The sequence below is a fragment of the Caulobacter sp. Root343 genome (assembly GCF_001425745.1).
Lineage (GTDB): Bacteria > Pseudomonadota > Alphaproteobacteria > Caulobacterales > Caulobacteraceae > Caulobacter.
Window position 1 is genome coordinate 77,058 of record NZ_LMDF01000007.1, and the last position, 23,895, is coordinate 100,952.

At 63.9% G+C, this 23,895-nt stretch carries 15 protein-coding genes and 2 tRNA genes; 12 read left to right on the forward strand and 5 right to left on the reverse strand.

Features of this window, described 5'->3' with window-relative positions:
• Nucleotides 1-72: 72 nt before the first annotated feature.
• The 5 genes from ASC70_RS13130 to ASC70_RS13150 all read left to right on the forward strand — a co-directional run bounded on the left by ASC70_RS13130 (nucleotide 73) and on the right by ASC70_RS13150 (nucleotide 2,016).
• Nucleotides 73-528, forward strand: coding sequence for a DUF192 domain-containing protein (locus ASC70_RS13130; protein ID WP_235519381.1), 456 nt, complete (start codon nucleotides 73-75; stop codon nucleotides 526-528).
• Nucleotides 529-604: 76 nt separating this feature from the next.
• A tRNA-Pro gene (locus ASC70_RS13135) sits at nucleotides 605-681 on the forward strand.
• A 25-nt stretch (nucleotides 682-706) separates the two neighbouring features.
• Nucleotides 707-1,012 (forward strand): ETC complex I subunit, encoded by a 306-nt coding sequence (locus ASC70_RS13140; RefSeq protein WP_047406117.1) that lies wholly within the window; start codon nucleotides 707-709, stop codon nucleotides 1,010-1,012.
• 25 nt (nucleotides 1,013-1,037) lie between these two features.
• Nucleotides 1,038-1,114 (forward strand) — tRNA-Arg (locus ASC70_RS13145).
• Between the two features lie 533 nt (nucleotides 1,115-1,647).
• Complete coding sequence (locus tag ASC70_RS13150) at nucleotides 1,648-2,016, forward strand: hypothetical protein (RefSeq protein WP_056050752.1); 369 nt, start codon at nucleotides 1,648-1,650, stop codon at nucleotides 2,014-2,016.
• 67 nt (nucleotides 2,017-2,083) lie between these two features.
• Here the strand turns inward: ASC70_RS13150 and ASC70_RS13155 are convergent, their stop codons facing one another.
• Together ASC70_RS13155 and ASC70_RS13160 are read right to left on the reverse strand one after the other, a co-directional pair.
• Nucleotides 2,084-2,863, reverse strand: coding sequence for a hypothetical protein (locus ASC70_RS13155; protein ID WP_056050754.1), 780 nt, complete (start codon nucleotides 2,861-2,863; stop codon nucleotides 2,084-2,086).
• Nucleotides 2,864-2,939: 76 nt separating this feature from the next.
• Nucleotides 2,940-3,380, reverse strand: a complete 441-nt coding sequence (locus ASC70_RS13160; RefSeq protein WP_056050756.1) for a hypothetical protein — start codon at nucleotides 3,378-3,380, stop codon at nucleotides 2,940-2,942.
• Nucleotides 3,381-3,599: 219 nt separating this feature from the next.
• Here ASC70_RS13160 and ASC70_RS13165 point away from each other — a divergent pair, with 219 nt between their 5' ends.
• A complete protein-coding gene (locus ASC70_RS13165) occupies nucleotides 3,600-5,744 on the forward strand; it encodes a hypothetical protein (protein ID WP_056050758.1) in 2,145 nt (714 codons plus the stop codon).
• A gap of 256 nt (nucleotides 5,745-6,000) precedes the next feature.
• Here ASC70_RS13165 and ASC70_RS13170 read toward each other — a convergent pair whose 3' ends face one another.
• Nucleotides 6,001-6,564, reverse strand: a complete 564-nt coding sequence (locus tag ASC70_RS13170) for a cysteine hydrolase family protein (RefSeq protein WP_200939216.1) — start codon at nucleotides 6,562-6,564, stop codon at nucleotides 6,001-6,003.
• Between the two features lie 424 nt (nucleotides 6,565-6,988).
• Here ASC70_RS13170 and ASC70_RS13175 point away from each other — a divergent pair, with 424 nt between their 5' ends.
• Nucleotides 6,989-9,592, forward strand: coding sequence for a trehalase family glycosidase (locus ASC70_RS13175; protein WP_162247217.1), 2,604 nt, complete (start codon nucleotides 6,989-6,991; stop codon nucleotides 9,590-9,592).
• A 158-nt stretch (nucleotides 9,593-9,750) separates the two neighbouring features.
• Complete coding sequence (locus tag ASC70_RS13180) at nucleotides 9,751-10,545, forward strand: IclR family transcriptional regulator (protein ID WP_082539707.1); 795 nt, start codon at nucleotides 9,751-9,753, stop codon at nucleotides 10,543-10,545.
• On the opposite strand, the gene ASC70_RS13185 is transcribed toward ASC70_RS13180, so the two are convergent.
• Both ASC70_RS13185 and ASC70_RS13190 read right to left on the reverse strand, forming a co-directional pair.
• Complete coding sequence (locus ASC70_RS13185) at nucleotides 10,530-11,690, reverse strand: MFS transporter (RefSeq protein WP_200939217.1); 1,161 nt, start codon at nucleotides 11,688-11,690, stop codon at nucleotides 10,530-10,532. The genes ASC70_RS13180 and ASC70_RS13185 overlap by 16 nt on opposite strands.
• Before the next feature lie 69 nt (nucleotides 11,691-11,759).
• Nucleotides 11,760-14,036: an FAD-dependent oxidoreductase gene (locus ASC70_RS13190; RefSeq protein ID WP_056050766.1), complete on the reverse strand. Its 2,277-nt coding sequence runs from the start codon at nucleotides 14,034-14,036 to the stop codon at nucleotides 11,760-11,762.
• Nucleotides 14,037-14,504: 468 nt separating this feature from the next.
• On the opposite strand from ASC70_RS13190, the gene ASC70_RS13195 reads away from it, so the two are divergent.
• From ASC70_RS13195 to ASC70_RS13210, 4 genes are all read left to right on the forward strand, one after another.
• Nucleotides 14,505-17,147 (forward strand): TonB-dependent receptor, encoded by a 2,643-nt coding sequence (locus ASC70_RS13195; protein ID WP_056050768.1) that lies wholly within the window; start codon nucleotides 14,505-14,507, stop codon nucleotides 17,145-17,147.
• Between the two features lie 136 nt (nucleotides 17,148-17,283).
• Entirely contained in the window at nucleotides 17,284-20,262 is a 2,979-nt protein-coding gene (locus ASC70_RS13200) for a glycoside hydrolase family 2 TIM barrel-domain containing protein (protein WP_082539709.1), read from the forward strand.
• A gap of 101 nt (nucleotides 20,263-20,363) precedes the next feature.
• A complete protein-coding gene (locus ASC70_RS13205; RefSeq protein WP_200940385.1) occupies nucleotides 20,364-21,971 on the forward strand; it encodes an FAD-dependent oxidoreductase in 1,608 nt (535 codons plus the stop codon).
• Between the two features lie 235 nt (nucleotides 21,972-22,206).
• The gene (locus ASC70_RS13210) at nucleotides 22,207-23,742 is read left to right on the forward strand and encodes a tannase/feruloyl esterase family alpha/beta hydrolase (protein WP_200939218.1); all 1,536 of its coding nucleotides are present in this window, start codon (nucleotides 22,207-22,209) and stop codon (nucleotides 23,740-23,742) included.
• Nucleotides 23,743-23,895: the final 153 nt, after the last annotated feature.

Below are 23,895 nucleotides of genomic sequence, written 5' to 3' on the forward strand. Positions count from 1 at the left end.
TTTCGCCGCCTTGACCCGGACGCTAGTCTCCCTGGAGGCGGGCATTCGGCGAGGTGACATGTGGCGCGACGGATGATCGACAGGCGAGGGCTGCTCGCCGGGTTGGCGCTTGGCGCCTGCGCGGGCGGAGAGGTCTGGGCCGCGCCGCGGCTGGAGGCGATGGAGATCGTCACCAGCCGCGGGCGCGCGCGCTTTCAGGTCGAGATCGCCGCCACCCGGGCCGAACAGCAGCGGGGGCTGATGTTCCGCAAGGCCCTCGCGCCCGACCGGGGGATGCTGTTCATTTACAAACGGCCGCAGCCGGCGGCCTATTGGATGAAGAACACGCTGATCCCGCTGGATATCATCTACATCCAGCCCGACGGCAGGATCCTGTCGATCGTCCGCAACGCTCGTCCTCATGACGAGACGCCCCTGTCGTCAGGAGGCTTGGTGCTGGGCGTGCTTGAGATCGCCGGCGGTCGCGCGGCGCAGCTCGGCGTTCTGCCAGGCGACCGCGTGCTGCACCGGATCTTTCCGAAGGCGTGAACAAGACGCGAAGTTGAGCGCGGCCTTTGTTGATCCGCGCGCCGAACCCCTGTAGAGCACGCGCCTGCCGATGTTTCGGAGCGTAGCGCAGTCTGGTAGCGCGCCTGGTTTGGGACCAGGATGTCGCAGGTTCGAATCCTGCCGCTCCGACCATCGGCAAGTACTTTGGGAGAGGTCCATGCTGGCCCGCATCTATCGCCCCGCCAAGAACGCCATGCAGTCCGGCAAGGCCAAGACCAAGGACTGGGTGCTGGAGTTCGAACCGGCCTCGGCCCGCAAGTCCGATCCTCTGATGGGCTGGACCCAGTCCAGCGACATGAACGGCCAGGTCCGCTTGACTTTCGAGACCCGCGACGAAGCCGTGGCCTACGCCCAGCGCCACGAGATCGCGTTCCAGCTGTTCGAGGCCAAGACCCCCAAGCGGATCATCAAGGCCTACGCCGACAACTTCGCGGCCAACCGCAAGCAGCCTTGGACCCACTAAGGCCTTCGTCGAAGGTCCGGCGCGCGCGCCCTTAGCTCAGCTGGATAGAGCACTCGCCTTCTAAGCGAGCGGTCGCAGGTTCGAATCCTGCAGGGCGCGCCAACTCCACCGATTGTACGATGTGGCCACGCAGGAGGCGTCGTCGCGCGGATTTCAATAGGGCCGAGTAGGTCGTACCTTTCCTTCACTCGAGAGATCATTGTGGCCAGGCGGCCTGGACGACGCCCAGCGCCTAACGACACTCTTCCTTTGTCGCCCCTTACTGGCGCGCTCAGCCTCAGCGCTACCGGCGGGATGTTCGTCATGAAACGTGTAGTTCCAGTCCTAGTCGCCCTGGTACTGCGGTGCTTGCACCGCTGAGCGCTGCGAGCGCCGCGTCGTTGACGCCCACCTCTTCGAACTTCGTCTGACAGGCGCACTTACCGTGAACGTCTTCAGTGGCAGTGTTAAATATACATGCCACCTGAACAACCTTACGGGAACAGTCACCGGCCGACTGGGCGCTCCATCCTAAATCTCGATCGCGCCGCACGATGATCGCCGAGGGCGGCCTCGATCACGCGGATATCCTTCGGGGCGCGCTCTATGCGCCTCCGCGACTGGCGCGCAAGCGTTCGTGCTCATAGCCTGGCGTGATGCTGCGCGATCACGGGCCTCAATGGATAGACGACGCGTTCAGCGTGGCCCGGTCGTTCAAGGCGACGACGCGCCGCGCCTCCGGCGCCAAACATTCGGTGTACGTCGTTCTGCTCTATGACCCGCGGCGCGCAGAGCCCTGGGGCCTCTATGTCGGGCAGACCGCACGCGATCCGGATCTGCGCTTCGACCAACACAAGACAGGGTACAAATCCAGCAGCGCCGCGCGCCGTTTTGGCGTTCGGCTCCTGCCCGACATGGTCGCGCACCTCAATCCCATGCGGCAATGGGAGTCCTTGGATCTCGAAGAGGCGCTGGCCGAGGCGTTGCGCGCCGCTGGCGTCGCCTGGGTCGAAGGCGGCCACTAGCGCATCCCGCGGCCGAGGGCGTCGGCAATAACCCGATGTCCTGCTTGGGACGGGTTTGACGATCGATCTAGATCAGGGCGTCGATAGCCTGACCGGCTTCATAGACGTCGGTCGTCTGGCCTAACGCCGTCTTGGCTTTCTCTTTTGCGTCGGCGCGCTCTTCGGCCTCGAGGCGCCGATCCGCAGCGCTTTGAAGCATTTTCAAAGCCGCTTCGGCCACGCCGCCTTCGTCGTTTCGTCCTAAGGTCAACGTGACCGTCGCGCCGGGATCTCCGGAAGCCGACGGCTCCGCGCCGTCCTTCGATCGCGCCATCACCGCCTTGGCTTCATCGGTAAGCGTGACCTTCACAGCCGACCGTTTGGGCGCTTCGGCTGCAAGCTGCTGGTCGCGCGCCTCGACGTTCTGCTGGAGAAACGCCTTCCAGCCGTCCAGCGATGCTGTTTGATCCAGGCTGGCGGTCCCCGCGAAAATCATCTTCTGCTGGGTGGCTGGCAGACCGTTCAAATAGCCCAGCTGATCGGCCATGACGTTGCCGTTGCGCCCGCCACGCATGCCGCGCGCATTGAAATCATCGGCGGCCTGCCGGATTTGCTTGGCCACGTCAGAACCGTCCAAGACGGCGTTTACCGCGTCGCGGTCGGCCTGGGTGCTCTGCTGGAACCAGCCCGAACCCGCGCTGGCCGACTGGGCCATGGCCTTGGAGATGGCGATATAGGCCTCGACCTTCTGGTCGTTCGTGGCGCCGGAATCGTCGGCGAGGATCGCGGCTTGGCGCTTAACCTGGTCAACCAGCGGCGACCCCGTCTGGGCTGTCGCGTTCGGCGTGATCGCGGACGAAACTTGCATGACAACTCCACCCGAAAAGCTAGCGGGATCGCGATAGCGATCCCACTAGCACTACCAATGGTACATAAATGGCCGCTTAATAGCCGGCGCTCATGTTGAAATCGTAGCTGCCGTCCAGGTTGGATGTGCTGGGCACCGCGCCCACGCAGATCACCGAAGCGGCGCGCGGCCCGGCGGTCGTGACCGACGAAGAGAAGGCCATGTTCCCGAAGCTGTTCTGATAGGCGTACGAGCTGAAGGTGCAGCTGGTGCCGTCGCTGCTGTCGGTCCATCTCACCGAATAGCTGGTCGGAGCCTTGTTCGGCGCGGTGTAGTAGCCGGACTTCGTGCCGCCCGCCGGGTTGGACGACGGCGGAATGGTCGCCCAGGTCCCACCGGACATCGTTTCGTTGCTCTTCGTCCAGGTCGATGGGCTGTTGTTCTTGAAGATCACGAAATCGTAGGCGGTGGCGGAAGCCGAACCCGCCATGGCGACGCCGACCAGCAGAGCGGCGGCGGACAGGAGGAGTTTACGCATGGGTGTTCTCCAGAAGCACGACCTTACGTCGCGGAGCTCAGCTTATGCGCGAGCTTACTCGCTTCAAGGATTAAATTTTTATAAAACGACCTTTACGATAGTTCTCGAAGCTTGATTTATTGTCCATGCCGCCACGTCAGCGGTTGGGAGCGTCCGGTTGAGCGGGTTTTCGGTGGATCGCGTGCAGTCCTGGCCTTCTGGCGCAAGGCGCCCCTAAGTATGGCGTGGACACCGCAGGTCCCCGCCAGCGCCGCGATCGAGATCCCCGCCCAGCCCGGGCAAGCGATGGCGTCTCGCCGCACGGACACACAGGCCGGCGCGCCCAACTGGGTTGAGGGCGTCGAGGTTGTCGCACGACGCGGCGCGACGCGTTTCGCGCCCGAGCGTGAATACGGCGCCGAAGAGATCGACACTCTGGGCGCTAGCGATATCGGCGAGGTGATCGGGCGGTTCAACGATGCGGCCGGCGGCCGCGGCTCGCCCGTCGTCATCGTCAACGGCCAGCGTTTGGCCGATCCCGACGCCTTCCTGCCTTTTCCGCCTGACGCGCTCGCCCGTGTTGAAATGCTTCCGCCGGCCGCCGCGGCCGCCTACGGGAGCGCCGATCCGTCGCGCCGGGTCATCAACATCGTGCTGCAGCGGCGCTTCGACGGGCGCGACGCCAGCGCCAGCCTGGCGCGTCCAACCTTCGGCGACCAGGCGAGCAGCGGCGGCGACCTGCGCCGAGCGCAAATCGTGGATCTGAACACCAGCCGCCTTGGATTACGGCTCTCTCGCGACACCTCGTTGCGCGCCGACGAACGGCCCGACTACAGGCGCGATCATCCCGAGAGCGGCGGGACGTCGCTCCGCCCGCAATCGAACCGAACCACACTCGACTTGAGCCTTACCCGCATGATCGGCGCCTGGAACGGGTCGCTTGTGGCCAATGCGCAAAAGCAGACCTCGACCTTCGTTTCCAACACGGGCGGGCGGGACATTAGGAGCCGGACGGATCAGCGGGCCTTGGCGCTCAACAGCGGCCTTGGCGGGCAAGCCTTGGGCTGGTCCGTTCGCGGCGCCTTGACCGGTCAGGTGTCGCGCGTCCAATCCGCGGGCCTGAGCCCGGCGCGGACCGACAGCCACGCCGTCTACACGACCCTCTCGATGGATCGCAGCCTGTTGAGGCTTCCGGCCGGCCCGATCACGCTGGACGTATCGGGTCAGGCCTCGCGCTCGCGCGCGTCGACCCGCCTGCCGGGCACCAGGCGCGGCTACGCCAGCCAGACCGCGAGCGCGGGTTTCCAGCTCTCCGTCCCGATTTCTCGATCGGCGCCGACGCCGACCACGGATCGCCGCGGCGTTGGCGATCTGTCCATCAACCTCGGCGCCGCGGAGCGGTCGACGGGTGCGGCGCGTGGAACAGACATCAATACGAGCTTCTATTGGACGCCGATCCAGGCTCTGGGCGTCAATGGCGCCTGGTCAAGATCCATCAACGCCCCGAGCGACGACCAGCGCTTTGCTCCGTCTGTCTATGCCGAGCCGATTACTGTCTTTGATTTTCGCACGGGCCGGTCGGTCACCGTACTGCCGCTGACCGGCGGCAACCCTGATCTGCGGTCGCCAAAACGGGAAAGCCAAATGATCGGCGTTTCCATGGGGCCGTTCGGCGCTGGCCGTATGTTCGGAAGCCTTAGCTATCGTCGGAGCGCGGCCACGGATGAAATCGGCGTGCTCTCGGAACCGACCCTCGACATCGAAGCGGCCTTTCCGGATCGGTTCGGACGCAACACCGAAGGTGTTCTGGTGAGTGTCGACCGGCGCCCGATCAATTTCGCGTCCGACATCTCGAAGAGCTTGACCACGACCTTGACCGCGACGCTGCCGCTTCCCAAGCCCGGGTCTGCGGGCCCGAGCGCCCTGCAGCTCTCGTTGAACCATGTCTGGCGCCTGAAAGAGGTCATGCGCGTCCATCCGGGTCTGCCGCCCATGGATCGCCTCGCGGGAGACGGCGGCGCAGCGCCCCGCCAAGAGCTCAGTCTTCGCGCCACCGCCCGCCGCGGGCGCATAGGCGGGGACCTGAGCGTCCATTGGAAGGACGCTTATCGGATACGGGCTCAAAGCGGACACGACGGGGCGCGAGACCTCAAGGTGGGCGCCGTTAGCAGGGTGAACCTAAAGCTCACCTACATCTTCAGTACAGCCGCAGGCGCGTCCTCCAGGCGTGGGCAGGGCGCAACCCTAACGATCGACGTCGACAACCTATTTGATGCCCGTCCACGCGCGCGCCTCGACGACGGCGCGCCCGCGCCAGGTTATGGACGAGACGATCGCGACCCGGTCGGTCGCCTTGTTCGGGTGGCGGTCGCATCACGCTTCTAGGGCTCGCCGCAACCGATCCGCCGGGACGCGCGCTCGTCCGCGAGCAAGGATTTCAGACCCCGCTGAATTGCTAGCGGCCACCCATAGTTCTCCGCAGCGCGCTCGGGGATGTCTCGACCGAATGCTTCCAGAGTCATGCGGCGGCTGCGGGAGTCGACGATCGTTGAACGGCGAAACGCATCTGGGAAAAACTTCCTGTCGCGGCCGGCCTGGCCGGCGGACAGGTAGGAATGGGGAAGCCGTGCTTAAAAGCGGCTCAGGGGTTTGCGCGAGAAGCCAACACGACTTCTGCGGTGCGGACGACAGTCGCATATTCGCCATTCAGGTTCGACAGGGCGGTCACGTGCCAATCCTCCGCGGAGCGCGGAACGCCCAGGATGTCGACTTTATCGTAGGTGTAGCAGGCGTCGCCGGGCAGGGTGACTTCGAACCCAAGGCAGAACGCCGCGCGCACGGTGGCCTCCACAGAGTTGTTGGTGCTAACGCCTGCGACGACCAAGCGTGCGATGCCGCGAACCCGCAGCCAGCGCTCCAGGCCACTGTTGGCGAAGGCGTCGTTGACGTTCTTCTCCAGCCTATGCTCGTGCGCTAGAGGCTCGAAGCGGGGCTGAAATTCACACTTCTCAGACCCCGGCCAGAACGGGCTCCCAGGCTGACGGGACATGTGGCGCACATGGACGATAGGCAAGTCCCACTCGCGCCAGACCGCCAGCAGTCGAGCGATGTTGTCCTCGGCTCCTGGGTTGTTTCGAGCCCCAGTGTTTTCCGGCAGCATGCCCCGTTGCATGTCGACGATGATTAGGGCGACAGGGCTGGACATCGATCGCTCGTGCATGGACTGGAGGGGCCAAGCTTAGGGGCAGAGCTCTCGGCCCGCCATGGACTTGATCCCGCCATCAGTGTTGGCGCGCGAGATTGACCAGCGCCCTGAGGCGAACCGGCCAACCCACAGCTGATGAACTCTTTACGGCTCGACGGTCAGGCTATCGACGCTCCGCATAATTTTGTAAGCCGTCGATTGTCGTGAAAGGATCCGCATGCCCACTCGGCGGAACACTCTAGTGCTTCTGGGCGCGGCCGCGAGCGCGACTGGCGTGAATGTCGACGCTGAGGGCCGGTCAGTGGATTCCGCCGTGATTTGGCCGCGGCCCGCGCACCGTGACATCCCGACGCCAGACTGGGGCCCGTATAGCGACCATTGGAACGGGGTTTCCCACATCACGGACCGTGAGCGTGGACTGCGGATGGATTTCGCGCTCACGCCAGCCATCCTGCGGCGGGAGAGTTTAGTCCCGTTCGCGCATAGCGGCCTGGGCATGCAGCCGGTGCGCGCGGACCCGGACCTGAGCTACTACGCATGGCTCTATCGGCTCGAAGCGGGCGTTGAAGTTCGCCTCGAATGGCTGCGCCTGTCCGAGGCGGGAGGCGTGCTCAGGGCCCGTGTTCGCAACCTCTCCGATGTCGCCTGTCCTGTTGTTCTGAACTGGACCGCGCGGCTTTGCCCGCCCCCGTGCCCGGCCCGCCTCGAGCGCCCGCGATCGTCGGGCATTGCTCACCTGGCGGTCCCACGCACGCCCCTGCGACCGGCGCGTGTGTCGCTGCCCATCGATGCGGTCTGGGTCAACGCGCTCTTCTACGACCATTTCCAATGGGCCAAGCCGGGTCCGGATGAGAGCCTTCCGTACGACGGCCGCCGCCACGGCGAGGTGGTGGAGCACGGCTTCGTCGATGGGTGTGGAATTGGCCAGGGTTTTGGGCGCGAGAAAGGCGACCAGATCCGCTGGCGGGTGAAGCTGACCAAGCCCCTCGCCAACGCGGTCGTGCGCCTTCGATATCGCTGCGCGTTCCCTTCCGCCAGTTTCGTGGCGAGCGGGCTTTTCTCAGGTGTCGTCACGCTGGCCGGCGGAGATGATCCGCAAGCCTTCATGGAACGCGATCTCGCCGTGGGAAAGCTCGCGGCGGGCGAGCACGACTGGTCGCTGACGGCCCTGGGCGACGCCGCCGTCGAGTTAAATGGATTTGTTCTCTTCGAGCAGAATGCCGCCGAGGCCGTCCGCTTCGCCCCCCACGCCTGGGCTCTGCGTCCGCAACGCCGCGACGCCTTACGATCCACGGTCCTGGCCTTCGCCGAGGAGACCGACAGCACCTACGCCCTGAGCTGGACAGACGACATCCTGCCCATCCGCACGGTGGCCAACGATGATCTGCGCCTCCTGGAGACGGCCCTGAAGTCTCCAGCGACGTTCACTATGCGTCGCGTGCCCGATGCGGAGACCTCGGAATACGTCACTGTGCTCACCCACCGGGTGTTCGACCTCGAGCCGGGGCAAACCGCTTGGCGAGACCTACGCGTGGCGGTGGGAAAAGGCGGCGCGGCGGGCGAGCTTCTCGTAGCCGACGCCGACGCGCTTGATATGCAATTCGCGGCGGCTCGGCAAAAATTCGGCGATATCGATCGAGCCGCCGGCGACCGGTACGCCGAAAGCGCCGAACGCCTGTTGGCCACGGCGGCCACCAATATGCTGTTTCCGATCTGGACCGGTGGCGCCTGGGTGCGAAATTATAGTCCAGGTCGCGAATGGCCGTCGGTCTATACCTGGGACTCCGGTTTCACGGGACTGGGCTTGGCTAAAAGAACGCCGCGCCTGTCGACCGCGCTTTTGGACACCTATCTGAGCCCGGTTCAGGACAAGCAGGCCGCCTTTCTCCACCATGGTTCGCCGCTCCCGACCCAATTCTATCAGTTCGAGGCGCTGTGGAATCTGAACGGCGACAAGGCTTTCGCGCGGGAGCGCTATCCAAAACTCAAGCGATACCTTGAGTTCTTGCTGGGGCGCGCGGCAGGCTCGACGTGTCGGACCTTGGGTAGCGGTCTCGTCAGGACCTACGACTATTTCTACAACGCCGCCGGCATGGATGATTATCCGGCGCAAATGGCCATGCATGCTGGCGGTCTGGCCGCGCGCGTCGCGCCAGCCATCAGCACCGCCCATGCCATCCGATGCACCAAGCTTCTGCGCCGCATCGCCACGACGCTTGATCTCCATCGCGACGCGGAAGCCTGGAGCCGGGACATAGAGGCGCTTAGCCAGGCGCTGCAAACCCATGCCTGGGACGCCCAAAGCGGCTACTACGCCTATGTCGTGCACGATCCGACAGGCGCGCCGACCGGTTGGCTGAGGAGCGCGGCTGGCGAAAATTTCAACATGGGGCTCGATGGCGTCGCACCGCTCGTGGCCGATATCGCCGACGCCTCGCAGCGACGGGCGATGATCGATAACCTGATGTCCTCGGAGCGACTGTGGACACCCAGCGGCGTCACCGCGGTCGATCAGCGGGCAAGCTATTTCGATCGCGCCGGCTACTGGTCGGGTTCCGTATGGATGCCCCACCAGTGGCTGATGTGGAAGGCCATGCTCGACTATGGGCAGGGCGCACTGGCCTGGCGCATCGCTCAGACGGCGCTTGACGTCTACAGCCGCGAGATCGCTCGAAGCGGTTTGGCCTACGAACAGTTCGATGCTTTCACCGGACGGGGAGGCGGTTGGTCGCCCTTTGGGGCGCTCTCCTCGCCCGTGCGCAACTGGTACGAGGCCTACTACCAGTCAAGAACCTTGAGCGGCGGTTTCAATACCCACATCCGCCAGCAGCATTGGTCCGCGCAAGGTCTCCTGGCGCGGCTGAACGTCGAAGGCGAACACGCCGCGTCCGTGCTCGTCGTGACCGACCGCGCGCCGCGCAAAGCCTCCTGGCGCGGAAAGGCGGTCGACATCACTCTTCGCGGCGAGCGCGCCGCCGAGATCGTTTTGACGCCTGGAGACGGTGTCCTGGAGTTGATCGCCGACTAGCTGGGTGGTGAGCGCGCGATGCCAACCGGAGTTCACCTCCGCGCGCACGTTCCTGCCCGTTGCGCTAGTGTCTTAGCTGCTGGGGCGTCCATCGGTGCGATTCCGTGCTGTGGCACGGCATGGTTGGGACAAAACAAGCGAGAGCTACGGACTTACAGATGAAAAAGAGCCTCAACGCCCAACCAAACCAGAGCCTTATCGACGGCATAACGACGTTGCAGGCTTTGGCGAACGCCGACGGGCCCGTGGGCAACCGCGAGTTGGCGCGGCAATTGGGACTTGAGCCGACGCGTGTGAACCGGTTGCTCCGTACGCTTGCATACCTCGGGATCGCCCAGCAGAACGCCAATCGAAAATACATGCCCGGTCCGGGCATGCACGTGATCGCCGCCCAAAGTCTCTACGCCTCGGGCTTACTACGCCGAGCGCTTCACCCGCTGGAACAACTCATGGAGACGGGCTACCTCGTCGCGCTCGGAGTGTTGTGGCGCGACAGCGTGGCCTACTTGTTCCACGCTGACCCGACATCTAGCGATCGGCGTGGCTTCATCGGCTCGCAAGCCCTCTATCCCGCCACGCTGTCGGGCATCGGTATGGCGCTTCTGGCGTCGATGGAAACCGAGGACGTGCTCGCCACCTACGGGGCGATGGAGAACATTCCAGGCTTCCCCGGCGGGGTCGATGCGTTGCTCGAGGCGCTGGAGGGGATCCGAACGCTGGGCTATGCCCATATCTATTCGGCGCCCGAAAAGGGGCACCACACCGTGGCGGTGACCGTGGGAGACCCTATCGAAAGCGCCATTGGTTTTTCGGGCGCGATTTCGCCTGAACGCGCCGCGGAGTTGGCTGGCATTCTCCACGAAACCGCTCGCCGCATCGCGCTTGGCGAGGTGGAGACCGCCAGTATTAGCGATCTCGAGAAGAGGCGTAGCTTACCTCAGCCCGCGATCTGAGGCTGAGGCTCGACCCTGCGGCATTGGGCCACGAAAAATAGCGCCACCGGGTGCAGGATGGCCATGCAGAGGAACACGGCTCCATAGGAGTGCCACGTCACCAGAGCGCCTACGATGTAGGTCGAGGCCATGCCGCCCAGCCCGGAACCCGCACCGATGAGACCGAAGGCCGTACCGACCGCCTGGGTTGGAAAGAGATCGGTGATGAGCGCGGAAAGATTCACCAGCCAGGCCTGATGGCAGAAGCTCACGAGTGCGGCGATCGCGAAGATCAGTGGGAGATGCGGACCCGCGGCGATGATCGCCCCGAGCGGGGCGAACATGGCGGCGGCGGCCATGATCGACAGACGCCCCTTGACCGGTGAGTTAAACCGCCGGCCCGCCGCGCCGGACGCCATCCCCCCCAGAATACTGCCAAAGTCCGCCGCCAGATAGATGACCCAGGCCAGACGCGCCACGTCGAGCAGCGTGAGATGGCGATCTTCCATCAGGTACTTCGGAAACCAGAACAGGTAAAAATACCAAACCGGGTCCGTTAAAAGGCGCGCGATCAAAAGCCACCAAAGGTGCGGCGCGGTCAAAAGGCGCTTCCAATCGGTTTTCTTGCGATCGTCTCGTTCGCCGGCCGGCCGCGGCGGAACGACGAAAAGCCAAACGATCAGCCAGACCAGGCCTAGCGCGCCAGTGATGACAAAAGTGGCGCGCCAGCCATGGCTAAGCGCGAGCCAAGCGATGAGCGGCGGCGCGATCGTGGCCCCGACCATGGCGCCGGCGGTATAGATGCCGATGGCCAAGCCGCGTTTTTCCGGTTCGAAGCGCTCGGCGACGATCCGGGGCGCGGCCGTATAGTTTCCGGCTTCACCCAGGCCCAGCAGGAAGCGGGCCGCGCCCAACTGCGCGATGTTGTGGGTCAGCCCCGTGAGCATGTTGGAGACGGACCACCATCCCACGAATAAGGCCAAGCTGATGCGCGTCCCAAGAATGTCGGTCAGTCGGCCGGCGACCACATAGGAAATCGTGTACGAAATCAGGAACATCTGAACAATGAAGGCATAGCCGATATTGTCGATCCCAAGATCTTTCTGGATCGTCGTGGCCAGGATCGACAGGGCCTGACGGTCGAGATAGTTCAGGACTGTCGACAAGAACAACATCGCCAGAACAGCCCAGCGCGATCGTACGCGCAGTCTTTCCCCCCACATCTCTTCAGATCCTCATTGAGCGTATACGCGAACTGCGAAGACAGCCGGCGGCGCGCCATTGTCCTGTTTGATCTCCAGCGTCAGTGTCCGTGTCTGGATGGGCTGATCGAGGCGGATCACGTTCCGTGTCCGGTAGTTTTGGTGGACGAAGGCCAGCTCGACACCATCGTCGGCGATCAGTCGGTAGGACGAGGCGCAGAAGGGGATGACGCGTTCAGGGTGGCGGATGAGCAGCGACTCCATGCCATGGTCGAAGTCGGTGTCGAAGCTGAGCTCAATCCGCCCGACGGTCCGGGCTTCCGTCCATCGCAAGGTCAGCGCGGGCATGGGGTCGTCCTTCGCGGGCAGCCAGGCGTTGGCCGCCTGAGCTGGGCGGTCGGGGCCTTTCAGGACCGCCGCCGCGCCGAACGGCCGAACAGGCGGATCAAACATCGCCGCGAAGAGCTTGCCGCCGGGACGGCGCTCGGGAATCCAGAACGGGAAGCTGTCTATGCCGATGTTGGCGGGCGGTGTCTGGATCGAGCTTTTGGCCACACGGTCGCCGAACGTCTGACTGACGGTCAAGACTCCGGTGATGCGGGTGTCGGACAGGCGAATGCGCACGCCTTCGGTTTGGTGCAGAACGACAAAGGCGTATCCGTCCGGCACGAGAGTGTCGAACACGAAGCGAGCGGAGGTGTCGTCCCTGCCCAGGCTCACCTTGCTCCGTGCGAGCACCTTGTCGGGGATGAAATTGCCTTCCCGCGCCGAAATGCACAGTTCGGCGACCAGCTCGGCGTCTTGCTCGACTTCGACCAGGAACGTCACGGCGGGCGCGGGCCCGGCGGTCAACGGCAGCAGCAGGGCGCGCGGGCAGCTAAGGTCAGCGGTATCCTTGCCGGCGGGCAGCGCATCGAGCGCGTACTCGCTTGACGCCGTGACCTCCGCCATCGCGGCGAGATCGTCGCGTTCGACGGCGCATCCGGGAATATAGTGACCCGACGCGGCCAGGCGGCTTTGCAGGCGCCGCATCTGGTCAGGCGCGAGGAGATCGCGCGGTGTTTGCTTGGTCTCGAGGCTCTGCGCGGCGGCCATACCCACCGCCTGACCGTTCAGCGCGCAAGTCAACATGACGCGCGTCGAGCCGAAGGCGACGTGGCTGGCGCTGATCAATCGGCCCGTCAGGAACAGGTTGTCGATATTCCGGCTGTACATCGTGCGGAACGGAATTTGATAGACGCCCTGGCTATGCCACTGGGTGCAGGCGGTTTCGGATGAATAGACGCCGTCGGCGGGGTGCAGATCGAGCGCCCAACCACCGTAGGCGACGGCGTCCTGGTGCTGGCGCTGTTCGACGACATCGGACTGGGTGAGCATGTAATCGCCTTCGAAGCGACGGCTCTCGCGTTTGCCGGGGACCGTCCCGACCCATTCCAGGTTTAACGTCTCAGCTTCGGGGAAATTGCCCGAATTCTTGATGTAGTCCCAGACGCCGTAGATGATCTTCCAAAGTTCCCACTTGATCTCTTCGGACTGCCTGACGGTATGGAGGCGGCCACCATATTCGATCCACCATAGGGCGCAGCCCTGATCGGACGCCTTGAACTGGCGATACCGCGGGATCTCGGTGATGTCTTTCAAGGCGAAGTCCGGCGCTACGAATGGAACCGGACGCCCCGTGTCTTTCGAATAGAAATAGAGCGTGTGGCCCAGAAGCTCGCCGTACGCCTGATCCGGCGCGAACCCTTCGCCAAATTCATCCTTCGACTCCGCGCCCATGCGGTAGGCCGCGCCCGAGAGGAAGCCGAGGATCCCGTCTCCGGAAGCGTCGCAGAAAAGCGGGGCCTGTATATCGTAAAGCGTTCCATTCTGACTGCAGAAGCCCTGCACGCCGGCGATCGAGCGCTCGCTGGACATCACGGCGCGAAAAACGGCCGTGTTGAGAAGGACCCGAATACGCGTTTCCGCTCGAACCTTTTCCAGGACGATCATATCGAAGATGAGGCTGTTGCCGTCTGGATTGCGATAGAGATTATCGACAAGTATCTCGTCGATAACTCCGCCCTCGCGAGCCCAGCGATTGTTGTTGCTCATGTGCGAGGTGGCTCCCACGGTCCACATCCGCACTTCCGACGAGGCGTTACCGCCCAAGACTGGCCGATCCTGAATCAGGACGACGTCTAGTCCTTCGCGCGCCGCCGTGACCGCGGCGCAAACACCCGAAAGGCCGCCGCCGACCACAACGAAGTCGGCAGTGATGATTTCATTGTAAAGGTGTCGCTCTTCGCCACCGCCGCAAGACTCTATCATGTATAAATACCCAAGATATACTCGATTAAATCTTTAATGGCCGCGCATGTAGCGATGCTTTGGCAGAGGGCCCGCGCATTCATTGCGACGTCATGCCAGCGCCTGCCGGCGATCCTGAGACGTCATGGAGGGGCGGGGTGGGCACTTGTCTCTCGAAACGTGAGTCGCGTATTGTTGCTAGAATAGCATCACACCGTAACCTCAACAAGAGGTCTGGCCTATGATGAAGCGCAAGGTGAGCGCGCGCCTTGTCGTCGACGTGGGCGCCCGAAGCGCCCGATAGGTCATGCTCCCCGCCTAGTCGCCGCCTAGCTCCGACGGGTCCGAGCGCGAGGCGCGGTTCTCTCCAGGCCGCCGCCAGGGGCGCCGCCGAGACGCTGGAAGGCATTTGAAGCCCTCTTGGCAATGATGTTATTGATGCTATAACAGCGACAATACCAACGCATAAAAAGGGGGAAGGAAATGAAAATGCTCAAGTCGATGCTCTTGGCCGGGACGTGTCTGGCGGCGACGGCGACCGCGACGATCGCCCAGGCTCAGGCCGCGTCCGTTGCGCCCAATGCCGAGCAAACCACGGTGGAGACCATCGTCGTCGGCGCGCGCAAGAGTCTCGACCGGGCGAGATCCATCAAGCGGGACACGGTGCAGTTCGTCGACGCCGTGGTGGCTTCGGACATCGGCAGCCTGCCTGACTCCAACGTAGCGGAGTCGCTGGCGCGGGTTTCGGGCGTACAGCTTGGGCGAGGCGTGGGGGAGGGAACCAGCATCGCCATCCGCGGTCTTGGCGAGAACGTGACCCTGTACAATGGCCGCGAAATCTTTGATTCAGCCGGCCGCGGCGGGTCCATCATCGATGAGTTGGGCGGCTCGACCTATGGCCTTTTCGCCCTTGTGCCGTCGCCGCTGGTCTCTCGGCTCGAGGTCACCAAGCTGGCGGGCGCCAACCAGATTTCCGGCGCGCTGGGCGGCATCATCGACATTCATACGCGCAAGCCGTTCGACAAGAAGGGGCTCAACGGAGCTTTGACGGCGAGCGGCGTGCGAGACGATCTGCCTGGCCGCAACGGGAGTGAACTGTTCGCGATGGTGTCGGACACCTTCGCCAACGACACGCTCGGCGTCTTGGTCAGTATGTCGAAGTCCAAGCGCAATATTTCCGAGCAGGGGCTGACCACGTTCTCCGGCTATACATCGTTCAAATACGGCGGCATCGCGCGGACAGGGCACAGCGATGTGCGGACCCAGGAGATCATGGACGACCGCCGGAAGGTCGGTGGGACCGCCGTGGTCCAGTGGCGACCCAATTCCAGGCTCGATCTCATGGCCGATGTTCTCTACAGCCGAGAAGAGGCCGACCGTGATCGCTACTGGCTCGGGTTCAACCCGAATGTCGGCCTGACCAATGCGGTCTTTTCCGAAAACAACGTGCTTTTGGCGGGTACGGCGACGACGACGCCGAATTCCAATGTTTCGTTCTTCGACGTCAAGAACGAGATCTGGTCGCAAGCCCTGACGGGCAGTTACTGGCTCACCGATCGGCTCAAGATTTCGTCCCAGGTCGCCTTCGGCAATTCCGTGGCCCATACGTCGCGCAACTATTCGCGCCTGACGCTGGCGTCTTCGGCCGCGGCCCCGCTGAAGTTCGATTTCAGGAGCGGAAGCTTCGGCGCCTTCGACTTTTCGAACTTCAACCTGACAGATCCCGCGGGCCTGACTCTCGCGCTCTACTATGACGACGGCCGCAAGGTGGAGACCGACAGCCTGCAGTCGCGCATTGACGTCGATTGGAAGGTTTCCAAGGGCTTCCTCGAGTCCGTTGAGGCGGGCGCGCGCTTTGAGCGCATGGAGACCTCGGTCCGGCCGCACAATGCATTGCTGAGGCCGAATGTCCCGGCGTCGCAGCTGTCTCCAACCTATCTGAGCGTCTTCTCCGACCCCGAGTTTCTGCCCGGCGAACTGGTCGGTTTGCCGCGCGCCTACCTCGCGGCGAAGGAGACGGCGGTCGGGTCCTGCCATGCGTTCACGGGCTTTCCGACGGTCTCGCAAGATCCCGCCTGCCTCAACCCCGCCCAGTCGCTCAGCAGCCTTGGGCAGACCTACGACATCAACGAAGACTTCCGGAACGCCTATCTCAAGCTGAACTTCGCCACGGAGTTGGGCTTCGCCGATTTCAAGGGCAACGCCGGTGTTCGCCTGGTGGCTCGTCGCCTCGAGTCGATCGGCAATGTGCTGAGCGGGACGACCGCGACGCCAAAGGCCTTCAAGCGCGACGACAGCGAGGTCCTGCCATCGGTCGTCGGGCAGCTGGTCTTTCCCAGTGGCCTGATCGTGCGGGCGGGCTTCGCGAAGGTGCTGAGCTTCCCGAGCACTTCCTCGCTCAACAACGGGGTCTCGCTCAACAACGATCCGGTGTTCGTGGGCGGTGTGCAGACGCAACTGGGGACCGGCTCTGGCGGCTCGCCCGACCTGGACCCCTTCAAGGCCAAGCAATACGATCTGTCGTTCGAATACTACTTCGGCGGCGAGGGGTTGATCTCCCTGGGCGCCTTCTACAAGGACGTGAACAGTTTCGTCGTTTCGATCAAGGCGCCCGAGACTTACAATAACACGGTCTATACGATCAGCCGGCAGACCAATGGCCGCAATGGTACGGTCAAAGGCCTCGAGATCCTCTACCAGCAGCCTTTCACCTTCCTGCCGGCCCCGCTCGACGGCCTCGGCGCGATGGTCACCTATTCGTACATCGCCTCGGAGACGCCCATCAAAGACGCCCAGGGGCGTACGATGACGTTTCCGGGTTTGTCGAAGAACAATATCAATCTCGTCGGCTACTACGAGAAGGGGCCGATCGGCCTGCGCGTTGCCTATAACTGGCGAGACAAGTATTTCAATAGCTTGAACGGAACGACCGGGAACGGCGTATTCACGAATAGCTACAAAGACCTATCATCCACGATGAAGTACAGGTTGTACAAAGGCGTTGAGGTGAAGCTTGAGGGTATCAATCTCCTCAATAGCAAGCAGAGGTCCTACGATGGGTACTCTGAGGGCTTGGTCACGAACGTCATATACGGGCGGATTTATAAGCTCGGAATTTCAATGACCTTTTAGCCGATCGGCCGCGCCGTTCGGTGCTCGCGTGGCGCGGCGATCTCGCAGTCATCCGGCTTTGCGACGGGTACATCTCTCCTCCACTGGGCAAGCGGCGCCTCGCCGCTTGCCTGTCTTTTGATCGTGCGGGCGCACCATGACCGATGAGGCCGACATGACGCAGGATCGATGGCAGCCTTCGTCTTCGCCTTCAGCGCCGTCCAGCACGGCGCCGAGCGCGGGAAGGGCGCGTGAGCGTCACGACAGAGGTCTGTCCCGCCGCGACCTCCTGATGGTTTCGGCCGCTTCCGCGTTCGCTTCGCTCGGCCATCCCGTCGCGGCTCAGGCCCAGGCAGCCAACGCGTCGGAGGGGGAGATGCGGCATGCTCTCGACGGCGATTGGAAGTTCTGCACCGACCCGTACAATCTCGGCGAGAGCGAAGAATGGTTCGCCCCGGGACGCCGTCTCGGTGACTGGGACGAGATCGCCGTTCCCGGCGTCTGGGACGTCATCAACGACTATTCCGACTACGCGGGACTTGCTTGGTATCGAACCGAGTTCACGACCCGACCCGAGTGGGCTGGAAAGCGTGTGCGGCTGGTTTTCGAAGGGGTCTATAACGACGCCAAGGTCTGGCTGAACGGGCGCGTGCTCGGCGGCAACGACATGGGCTATTTCCCCTTTCATTTTGATCTTCAAGCCCTCGCGCCGTCCGGCGGGCCCAATCAGCTGACGGTGATGGTCGATAACCGGTTCCGCTTGGGAGCGGTCTGGAATTGGGGGGGGATCCGCCGCCCCGTCTGGCTCGAGATCACCGACCCGGCTCGCCTGGAGCGGTTGAAGATAGTGACGGATCCGGACCTCGAGGCGGGGACGGCGGCGGTGTCGGTCAACGCGAGCGCCAGCAGCGCCGCGGAGGTCGGCGGGGGGCTCGGCGCGGATCTGACGATCACGCACGAGGGCGTCGTCCTGCATCGCTCACCTGTCCTGCGACCGGTCAAGTCACAGGACGGGCGGCACGATTTCGAATTCAGCGTTCATCTCGATCGGGGGGACGTCCATCTTTGGCGTCCTTCCAGCCCCAGCCTCTACGAGGCGCGCGTTCGCCTCTTCCGCCAAGATGCGCCGTGCCATGGGCTTATCGACAGCTTCGGCATCCGCAAGGTGGAGGTCTCCGGCGAAAAGCTGTTGCTGAACGGCGAGCCGGTCCGCGGCGTCGGGTTCAATCTCATTCCCGAGGACAGGCGCACCGGCTCGATGCTGCCGCCCTCGCGCTTTCGCGCCGACGTGGATCGGATGAAGATGCTGGGCGCGACGATAGCTCGCCTCTCGCACTTTCCGTTGCCGCGCGACTTCCTCGAGTATCTGGACCGCAAGGGCATCCTCTGCATCAGCGAGGTTCCGATCTGGGGCAAGAGCGAGCTCGTGAACCCCGCTTCGGAACGGGCGGCCGATTGGCTCGAACGGCTGATCACCGAGCAATACAATCACCCCGCGATCATCGGATGGAGCGTCGGCAACGAAATCGGCCGGTTCGATCGCAATCCAGCCGCGGGCGAATATGTTCGATCGGCGGTCAGTCGAGCCCGCAAGCTCGATCCGCGTCGGCTTGCGGTCTACGCATCCAATTCCGCGCCCAATCAGCCCGACGATCCGGTCAAGTTCACCGATCTCATTCTCCTCAACGCCTACAACGCCGACAACGTCCCCGGCGGCGTCGCCGAGGCGATCAGGAAAACGCGGGCGCTCCATCCCGGTAAGCCGATCTTCCTGTCCGAGTACGGCGGCGGCCTGGACGCCGAAGATCCCAATCTGGCGACGCATTCCGTGGACGCGTACTTGGGCGAGATGCGTCACAAGCCGTACGTCATCGGCGCCTCGCTCTGGACGCTCGCCGACTACAGGAGTTCATGGCCGGGCTGGCCCTTTAGTCCGCCCACCGCCCCGAGCCAAAACCGAAGCTGGGGCGTGCTGACCGTCGATCGTCGGCCCAAGCGAAGCTATTTCGCCTGCCGAGCCGCCCATGCGCCAGTCGCCAGCATGACCCTGGGGAGAACGGATCGCTCTTTCGTCGTCACGCTGACGCCACGCGATGAGAACGACCTGCCCGCCTATGTCATGCGAGGATATCGTCTTCTCTGGCGAGCGCTCGATGGTTCCGGCGGGGTGATCCAGGGAGGACTGATCGACGTCCCCATCCTGGCGCCGGGCGGCGGCGCGGTTCAGCTCGGGATCAAGCCGGCTCCCGGCCTTGCCTCGCTGCTCGTCGACCTGATTGACCCTCTCGGTTACTCGCTGCTGACCGCCAAGAGCGATCTGGCGCCGCCGAGTGCGCCCTCTATCCGCAAGATTCACGTGTCGAGCCAGAAACTGCGCGTCACCTTCGACGCCGTCGTGCGCGCCGACGAATATGTCGCGCTGGTGCGCGGCGAGGAGGGGGAGCGGCGAACCGAACCGACGATCGACACCTTCATCGAGCTTGCCGATCTGAAGCTCGGGAAGACCTACGACATTCGGTTGGTCGCGACCAATGGCGCCGGAGAGAGCCAGCCCAGTTCCGCTCGCCAGGCCACGACCAGCCAGGAGGACCTGCCGCCCGTGCTGTGGTCCATTCAGGCGGCCGACCGCGCGCTTTTCCTGAACTACTCCACCGAGGCCATCGACTATCTCTACGATGTCGAAGTCACGCCCGAGGCAACGGGTGTGGCCAGAACGATCAGCATCGACCAACCGGGCGTGACGCGCATCCCGCACTTGGAAAATGGCGCGCGCTATCGGGTCCGGATGCGCCGTCGCAACGGTCTTGGCAACATAAGCGGTTGGACGGAGCCACAGCTGGGCGTTCCTCGCGGCCCCGGCGGGTTGCCGGCGCCATCGGCGGCGCACCTGGTTTCCGGGACGGACGGCGCGATGCTGCTGCTCTTCGAACCGGTCGAAAACGCCGCGGGCTACGAAGTCCGATCCGGTTCGAGGACGGTCATCGTCGACGCGGCGGTGTCTGGCTCCGCCTTCCTGCGCGGCTTCCGCCCGCGGGGACCCGTCACGCTTCGCGCGGTTGACGATTTCGGCCTCGGCGGGGCGGCGGCCGAGGTGTTGACGCTGCGCGGTGGGCGCGAGCTGTCCGCCGGTGGCTGAGCGTCGAGGAAGTGCTCGGCTCCGGCCCAGAGCGTCGTCGTTTTCACTCTTGAATCGGGATCAACATGTTTCGTCAGCTGACATTCCTGACCGGGGTTCTGGTGGCCACGGTCGCGTCACAGGCCGTGGCCCAGCCCGCGTCGACCGTGCAGGCGGACGTGGTCATCTACGGCTGCACGTCCGCGGGCATCGCCGCCGCCGTCGAGGTCAAGCGCCATGGCCATAGCGTGAGCCTGCTGTGTCCCGGGGGGCATGTCGGCGGCATGAGCACCAATGGTCTTGGCTTCGCGGACGCGGGTGATCACGACGCGATCGGTGGACTGGCCCTGAAGTTCTATCGGGATCTGAAGGCCCACTACACGGCTACGGGCTATACGGGGCCAACCCGCGGCCAGACCGCCGAATCCCGGTCGGCAAACGACCGTGACACCATGTGGATCTTCGAGCCGCACGTGGCGGAAGCCGTCTACGGGCGCTGGCTTGAGGAGGCCGGCATTCGCCCCATCTTCAATCAGAAGCTGGTTTTGAGCCCAAAACAGGGGGTGTCTAAGGACGGCCCCCATATCCGCCAGATCCAGACCGTCGATGGTCATGTCCACAAAGGACGGATATTTATCGATGCGACCTATGAGGGCGACTTGCTGGCGATGGCGGGGGTGTCGTTCACGACCGGCCGGGAGGCGAACGCCAAGTATCGGGAAACCCTCAACGGGATCCAGGTCGCCAACTCGACCAATCATCAGTTCGTCAAGGACGTGGATCCCTACGTCGTTCCGGGGGACCCGAGCAGCGGCCTGCTGCCTGGGATCGACCCCAAGCCCGCGGGGATCGACGGGGAGGGCGACAGCCGCCTACAGGCCTACAACTACCGGCTCTGCATGACCAAGAGCCCGGCCAACCGGAAAGCGTTCCAGAAGCCCGATGGCTACGACCCCATGCGCTACGAGGTCCTGGCGCGGTATCTGGACGCCGGCTTCCGCGGTCCTTTCGGCATCTTCTCCAGCATCCCCGGCGGCAAGACCGACACCAACAACTTTGGTGCGTTCTCGACGGACGATATCGGCATGAACTACGCCTATCCGACCGCGGACTACGCCGAGCGCGCCAAGATCGCCGACGAGCATCGGCGGTATCAGGAAGGCTACTTCTGGTTCCTGCAGAATGATCCCCGCGCTCCGGCGGATGTCCGCCAATCCATGGCGCCGTGGGGGCTTTGCGCCGACGAGTTCACCGACAACGGCGCCTGGCCACGCGAGCTCTATATCCGTGAGGCCCGCCGCATGGTCTCGGACTTCGTGATGACCGAAAACCACCTGCGCGGCCTAGTCCCGACACCCGAGCCCATCGGGCTGGGCTCCTACAATCTCGATTCCCACAACGTGCGCCGTTATGTCGACGCCCGTGGCCATGTCCGAAACGAGGGCAATATCGAGATTTCCCCGGGGCGGGTTTATGGGATCAGCTATCGCGCGATCGTCCCGAAGCGGGCGGAGGCCGCCAACCTGCTGGCGCCGGTCGCAGTGTCGGCCAGCCATATCGCTTATGGGTCGATCCGCATGGAGCCGGTGTTCACGATCCTTGGACAGTCGGCGGGCGCGGCCGCGTCCCAGGCCCTCGAAGACGGCGTGGCGGTCCAGTCCATCGACTACGGCAAGCTGAAAAAGACCCTCCTGCAAGAGGGCCAGGTGCTCGACCCGTCAGCGAAGTGAGCGCCGACCGCAGTCGATGAGCGCATTCACATTAACATGGCCAAGCCAGCAGTCGGGCTTGGCCCTGAAAGGCGTCCAGACGATGCAGTTACCGTGTGCTCGTTCAGGACTGGCGATGTGGATCCTAGCCGCACTCCTCATGCTCTTCGCGCAAAGCGCCTCCGCGGCGCCAGCGCCAGGCTCTCTCAACAGACAGTCTGCGCCAGGCGCGTCAGCGTGCGAGAGGATGCGCTCCGTGGAGCTTGACGGCGCAACCGTGAATTCGGTCATGTTCACGCCCGCCGGCCAAGCGACCCTGCCTGGGCCGGATGGGAAGGACGCCCCCGCGACGCAGCTTCCGGCGTTTTGCCGCGTCAATTTGACGATGAGCCCGGAAAGCGGATCGGCGATCGCCGTCGAGCTTTGGTTGCCCGTCGCCGGTTGGAACGGACGGTTCCTGGCGACGGGAAATGGCGGCGGCGCGGGCAAGCTCTCCCTCAGAAATCCGATGACGCAAAATCTCCAGAGGGGGTTCGCGGTGGCGAACACCGATCTGGGCACCGCGCCAAATGCGCTCGCCGCCATAGGACAACCGGCGCGGTGGCGCGACTTCGGCTATCGGGCCAACCACGAGATGGCGCGGGCGGCGCGAACCTTCATCAAAGCCTTCTATGGCCGGCCGGCGCGCCATTCCTATTTCACGGGATGCTCGACGGGCGGGCAGCAGGCGCTGGTCAATGTCCAGCGCTATCCTGATGACTACGACGGCGTTCTGGTCGGCGCCCCGGCGCAAGATCGAACGCACATCCACATGTCCTTCGTCTGGAACTGGGACGCCCTGGTGGAGACGCCCGGCGCCACACTCTCCAATGAGAAACTGGCGCTGGTCCATGCGGCGGTCGTGAAGGCCTGCGGAAACGGCAAGGATGGCGGCGCTCCGGGCGACGACTATCTCACCGACCCTCGAGGATGCAGATTTGAAGACGTAGCCGTTCCCCGCTGCGACACTGGAGACAAGGCCGATTGCCTAACCGACGTCCAACGCCTCGCATTGCGTCGAGTCTACGGCGGCGCGGTCAATCCCCGAACCGGCGAGCGGATTTATCCCCCCCTGGCGATCGGGGCCGAGACGACGCCCCCCGGCTTGGAGGCGCAACAACGCCCGACCTGGCCGCAACAAATGTTCTATCCGTTTTACTGGGCTCTGGGGCGCGACGGGTTTCAGCCGGCCTCGTTCGACTTCGATCGCGACGTCGATCAGATCGATGGCGTTTTGGCAGGTCTGCTCAACGCGAACAGCACCGACCTAACCGCCTTTCAGCGGCGGGGAGGCAAGATCCTCTGGTATCATGGCCTGAGCGATCCGATCATCCCGTTTGACACCTCGATCGACTACTACGAGCGACATGTGAGCGCGAACGGAGGTGATCTGGCCGCTGTCCAAACCTATATGCGCCTGTTCCTGGCGCCGGGCATGGGTCATTGCACGGCGGGACCGGGAGCTTGGAATATCGGTCAGGATGTGGCCCCCGGTACAGAGAGGTCGCCCGAGCGTGACGCGCTCTGGGCCCTGGTGCAGTGGGTTGAGAATAATCGCGCTCCGACCCGACTGCTCGGCGTCCGCTTCCAGGATAACGATGTCCGCAAGCCCATCGTGGCGCAGCGTCCCCTGTGTCCCTATCCGGAGTTTCCCCGATATATGGGCGGGGACCCGGCGCTTGCGTCCAGTTTCCGCTGTCAGGTCCGGACACGGGGAAATATCCACGCGGTGGCGGCGCGATATCTTAATTGAGCGCCGCAGCGGCTATGAGCGCTAAGCCAAGCCTACTTCCGGGCGTGGTCGGAGAGGTCCGGTTACGGCGCAGCCCTAGCCGGCTGTGCAGGTTTTCGATCGCAGAGCAGGGCGGGGTAGATTGCAACCTGTCTAGCCGTCGCGTCGCCAGGC

Bases quoted from the DNA above. Each gene is read 5' to 3' on its own strand.
- ASC70_RS13195 (WP_056050768.1), top strand. From the start codon at position 14,505: ATGCTCAAGTCGATGCTCTTGGCCGGGACGTGTCTGGCGGCGACGGCG.
- ASC70_RS13160 (WP_056050756.1), bottom strand. From the start codon at position 3,380: ATGCGTAAACTCCTCCTGTCCGCCGCCGCTCTGCTGGTCGGCGTCGCC.
- ASC70_RS13200 (WP_082539709.1), top strand. From the start codon at position 17,284: ATGACCGATGAGGCCGACATGACGCAGGATCGATGGCAGCCTTCGTCT.
- ASC70_RS13155 (WP_056050754.1), bottom strand. From the start codon at position 2,863: ATGCAAGTTTCGTCCGCGATCACGCCGAACGCGACAGCCCAGACGGGG.
- ASC70_RS13180 (WP_082539707.1), top strand. From the start codon at position 9,751: ATGAAAAAGAGCCTCAACGCCCAACCAAACCAGAGCCTTATCGACGGC.
- ASC70_RS13165 (WP_056050758.1), top strand. From the start codon at position 3,600: ATGGCGTGGACACCGCAGGTCCCCGCCAGCGCCGCGATCGAGATCCCC.
- ASC70_RS13150 (WP_056050752.1), top strand. From the start codon at position 1,648: ATGCTGCGCGATCACGGGCCTCAATGGATAGACGACGCGTTCAGCGTG.
- ASC70_RS13140 (WP_047406117.1), top strand. From the start codon at position 707: ATGCTGGCCCGCATCTATCGCCCCGCCAAGAACGCCATGCAGTCCGGC.
- ASC70_RS13190 (WP_056050766.1), bottom strand. From the start codon at position 14,036: ATGATAGAGTCTTGCGGCGGTGGCGAAGAGCGACACCTTTACAATGAA.
- ASC70_RS13175 (WP_162247217.1), top strand. From the start codon at position 6,989: ATGGATTTCGCGCTCACGCCAGCCATCCTGCGGCGGGAGAGTTTAGTC.
- ASC70_RS13170 (WP_200939216.1), bottom strand. From the start codon at position 6,564: ATGTCCAGCCCTGTCGCCCTAATCATCGTCGACATGCAACGGGGCATG.
- ASC70_RS13130 (WP_235519381.1), top strand. From the start codon at position 73: ATGATCGACAGGCGAGGGCTGCTCGCCGGGTTGGCGCTTGGCGCCTGC.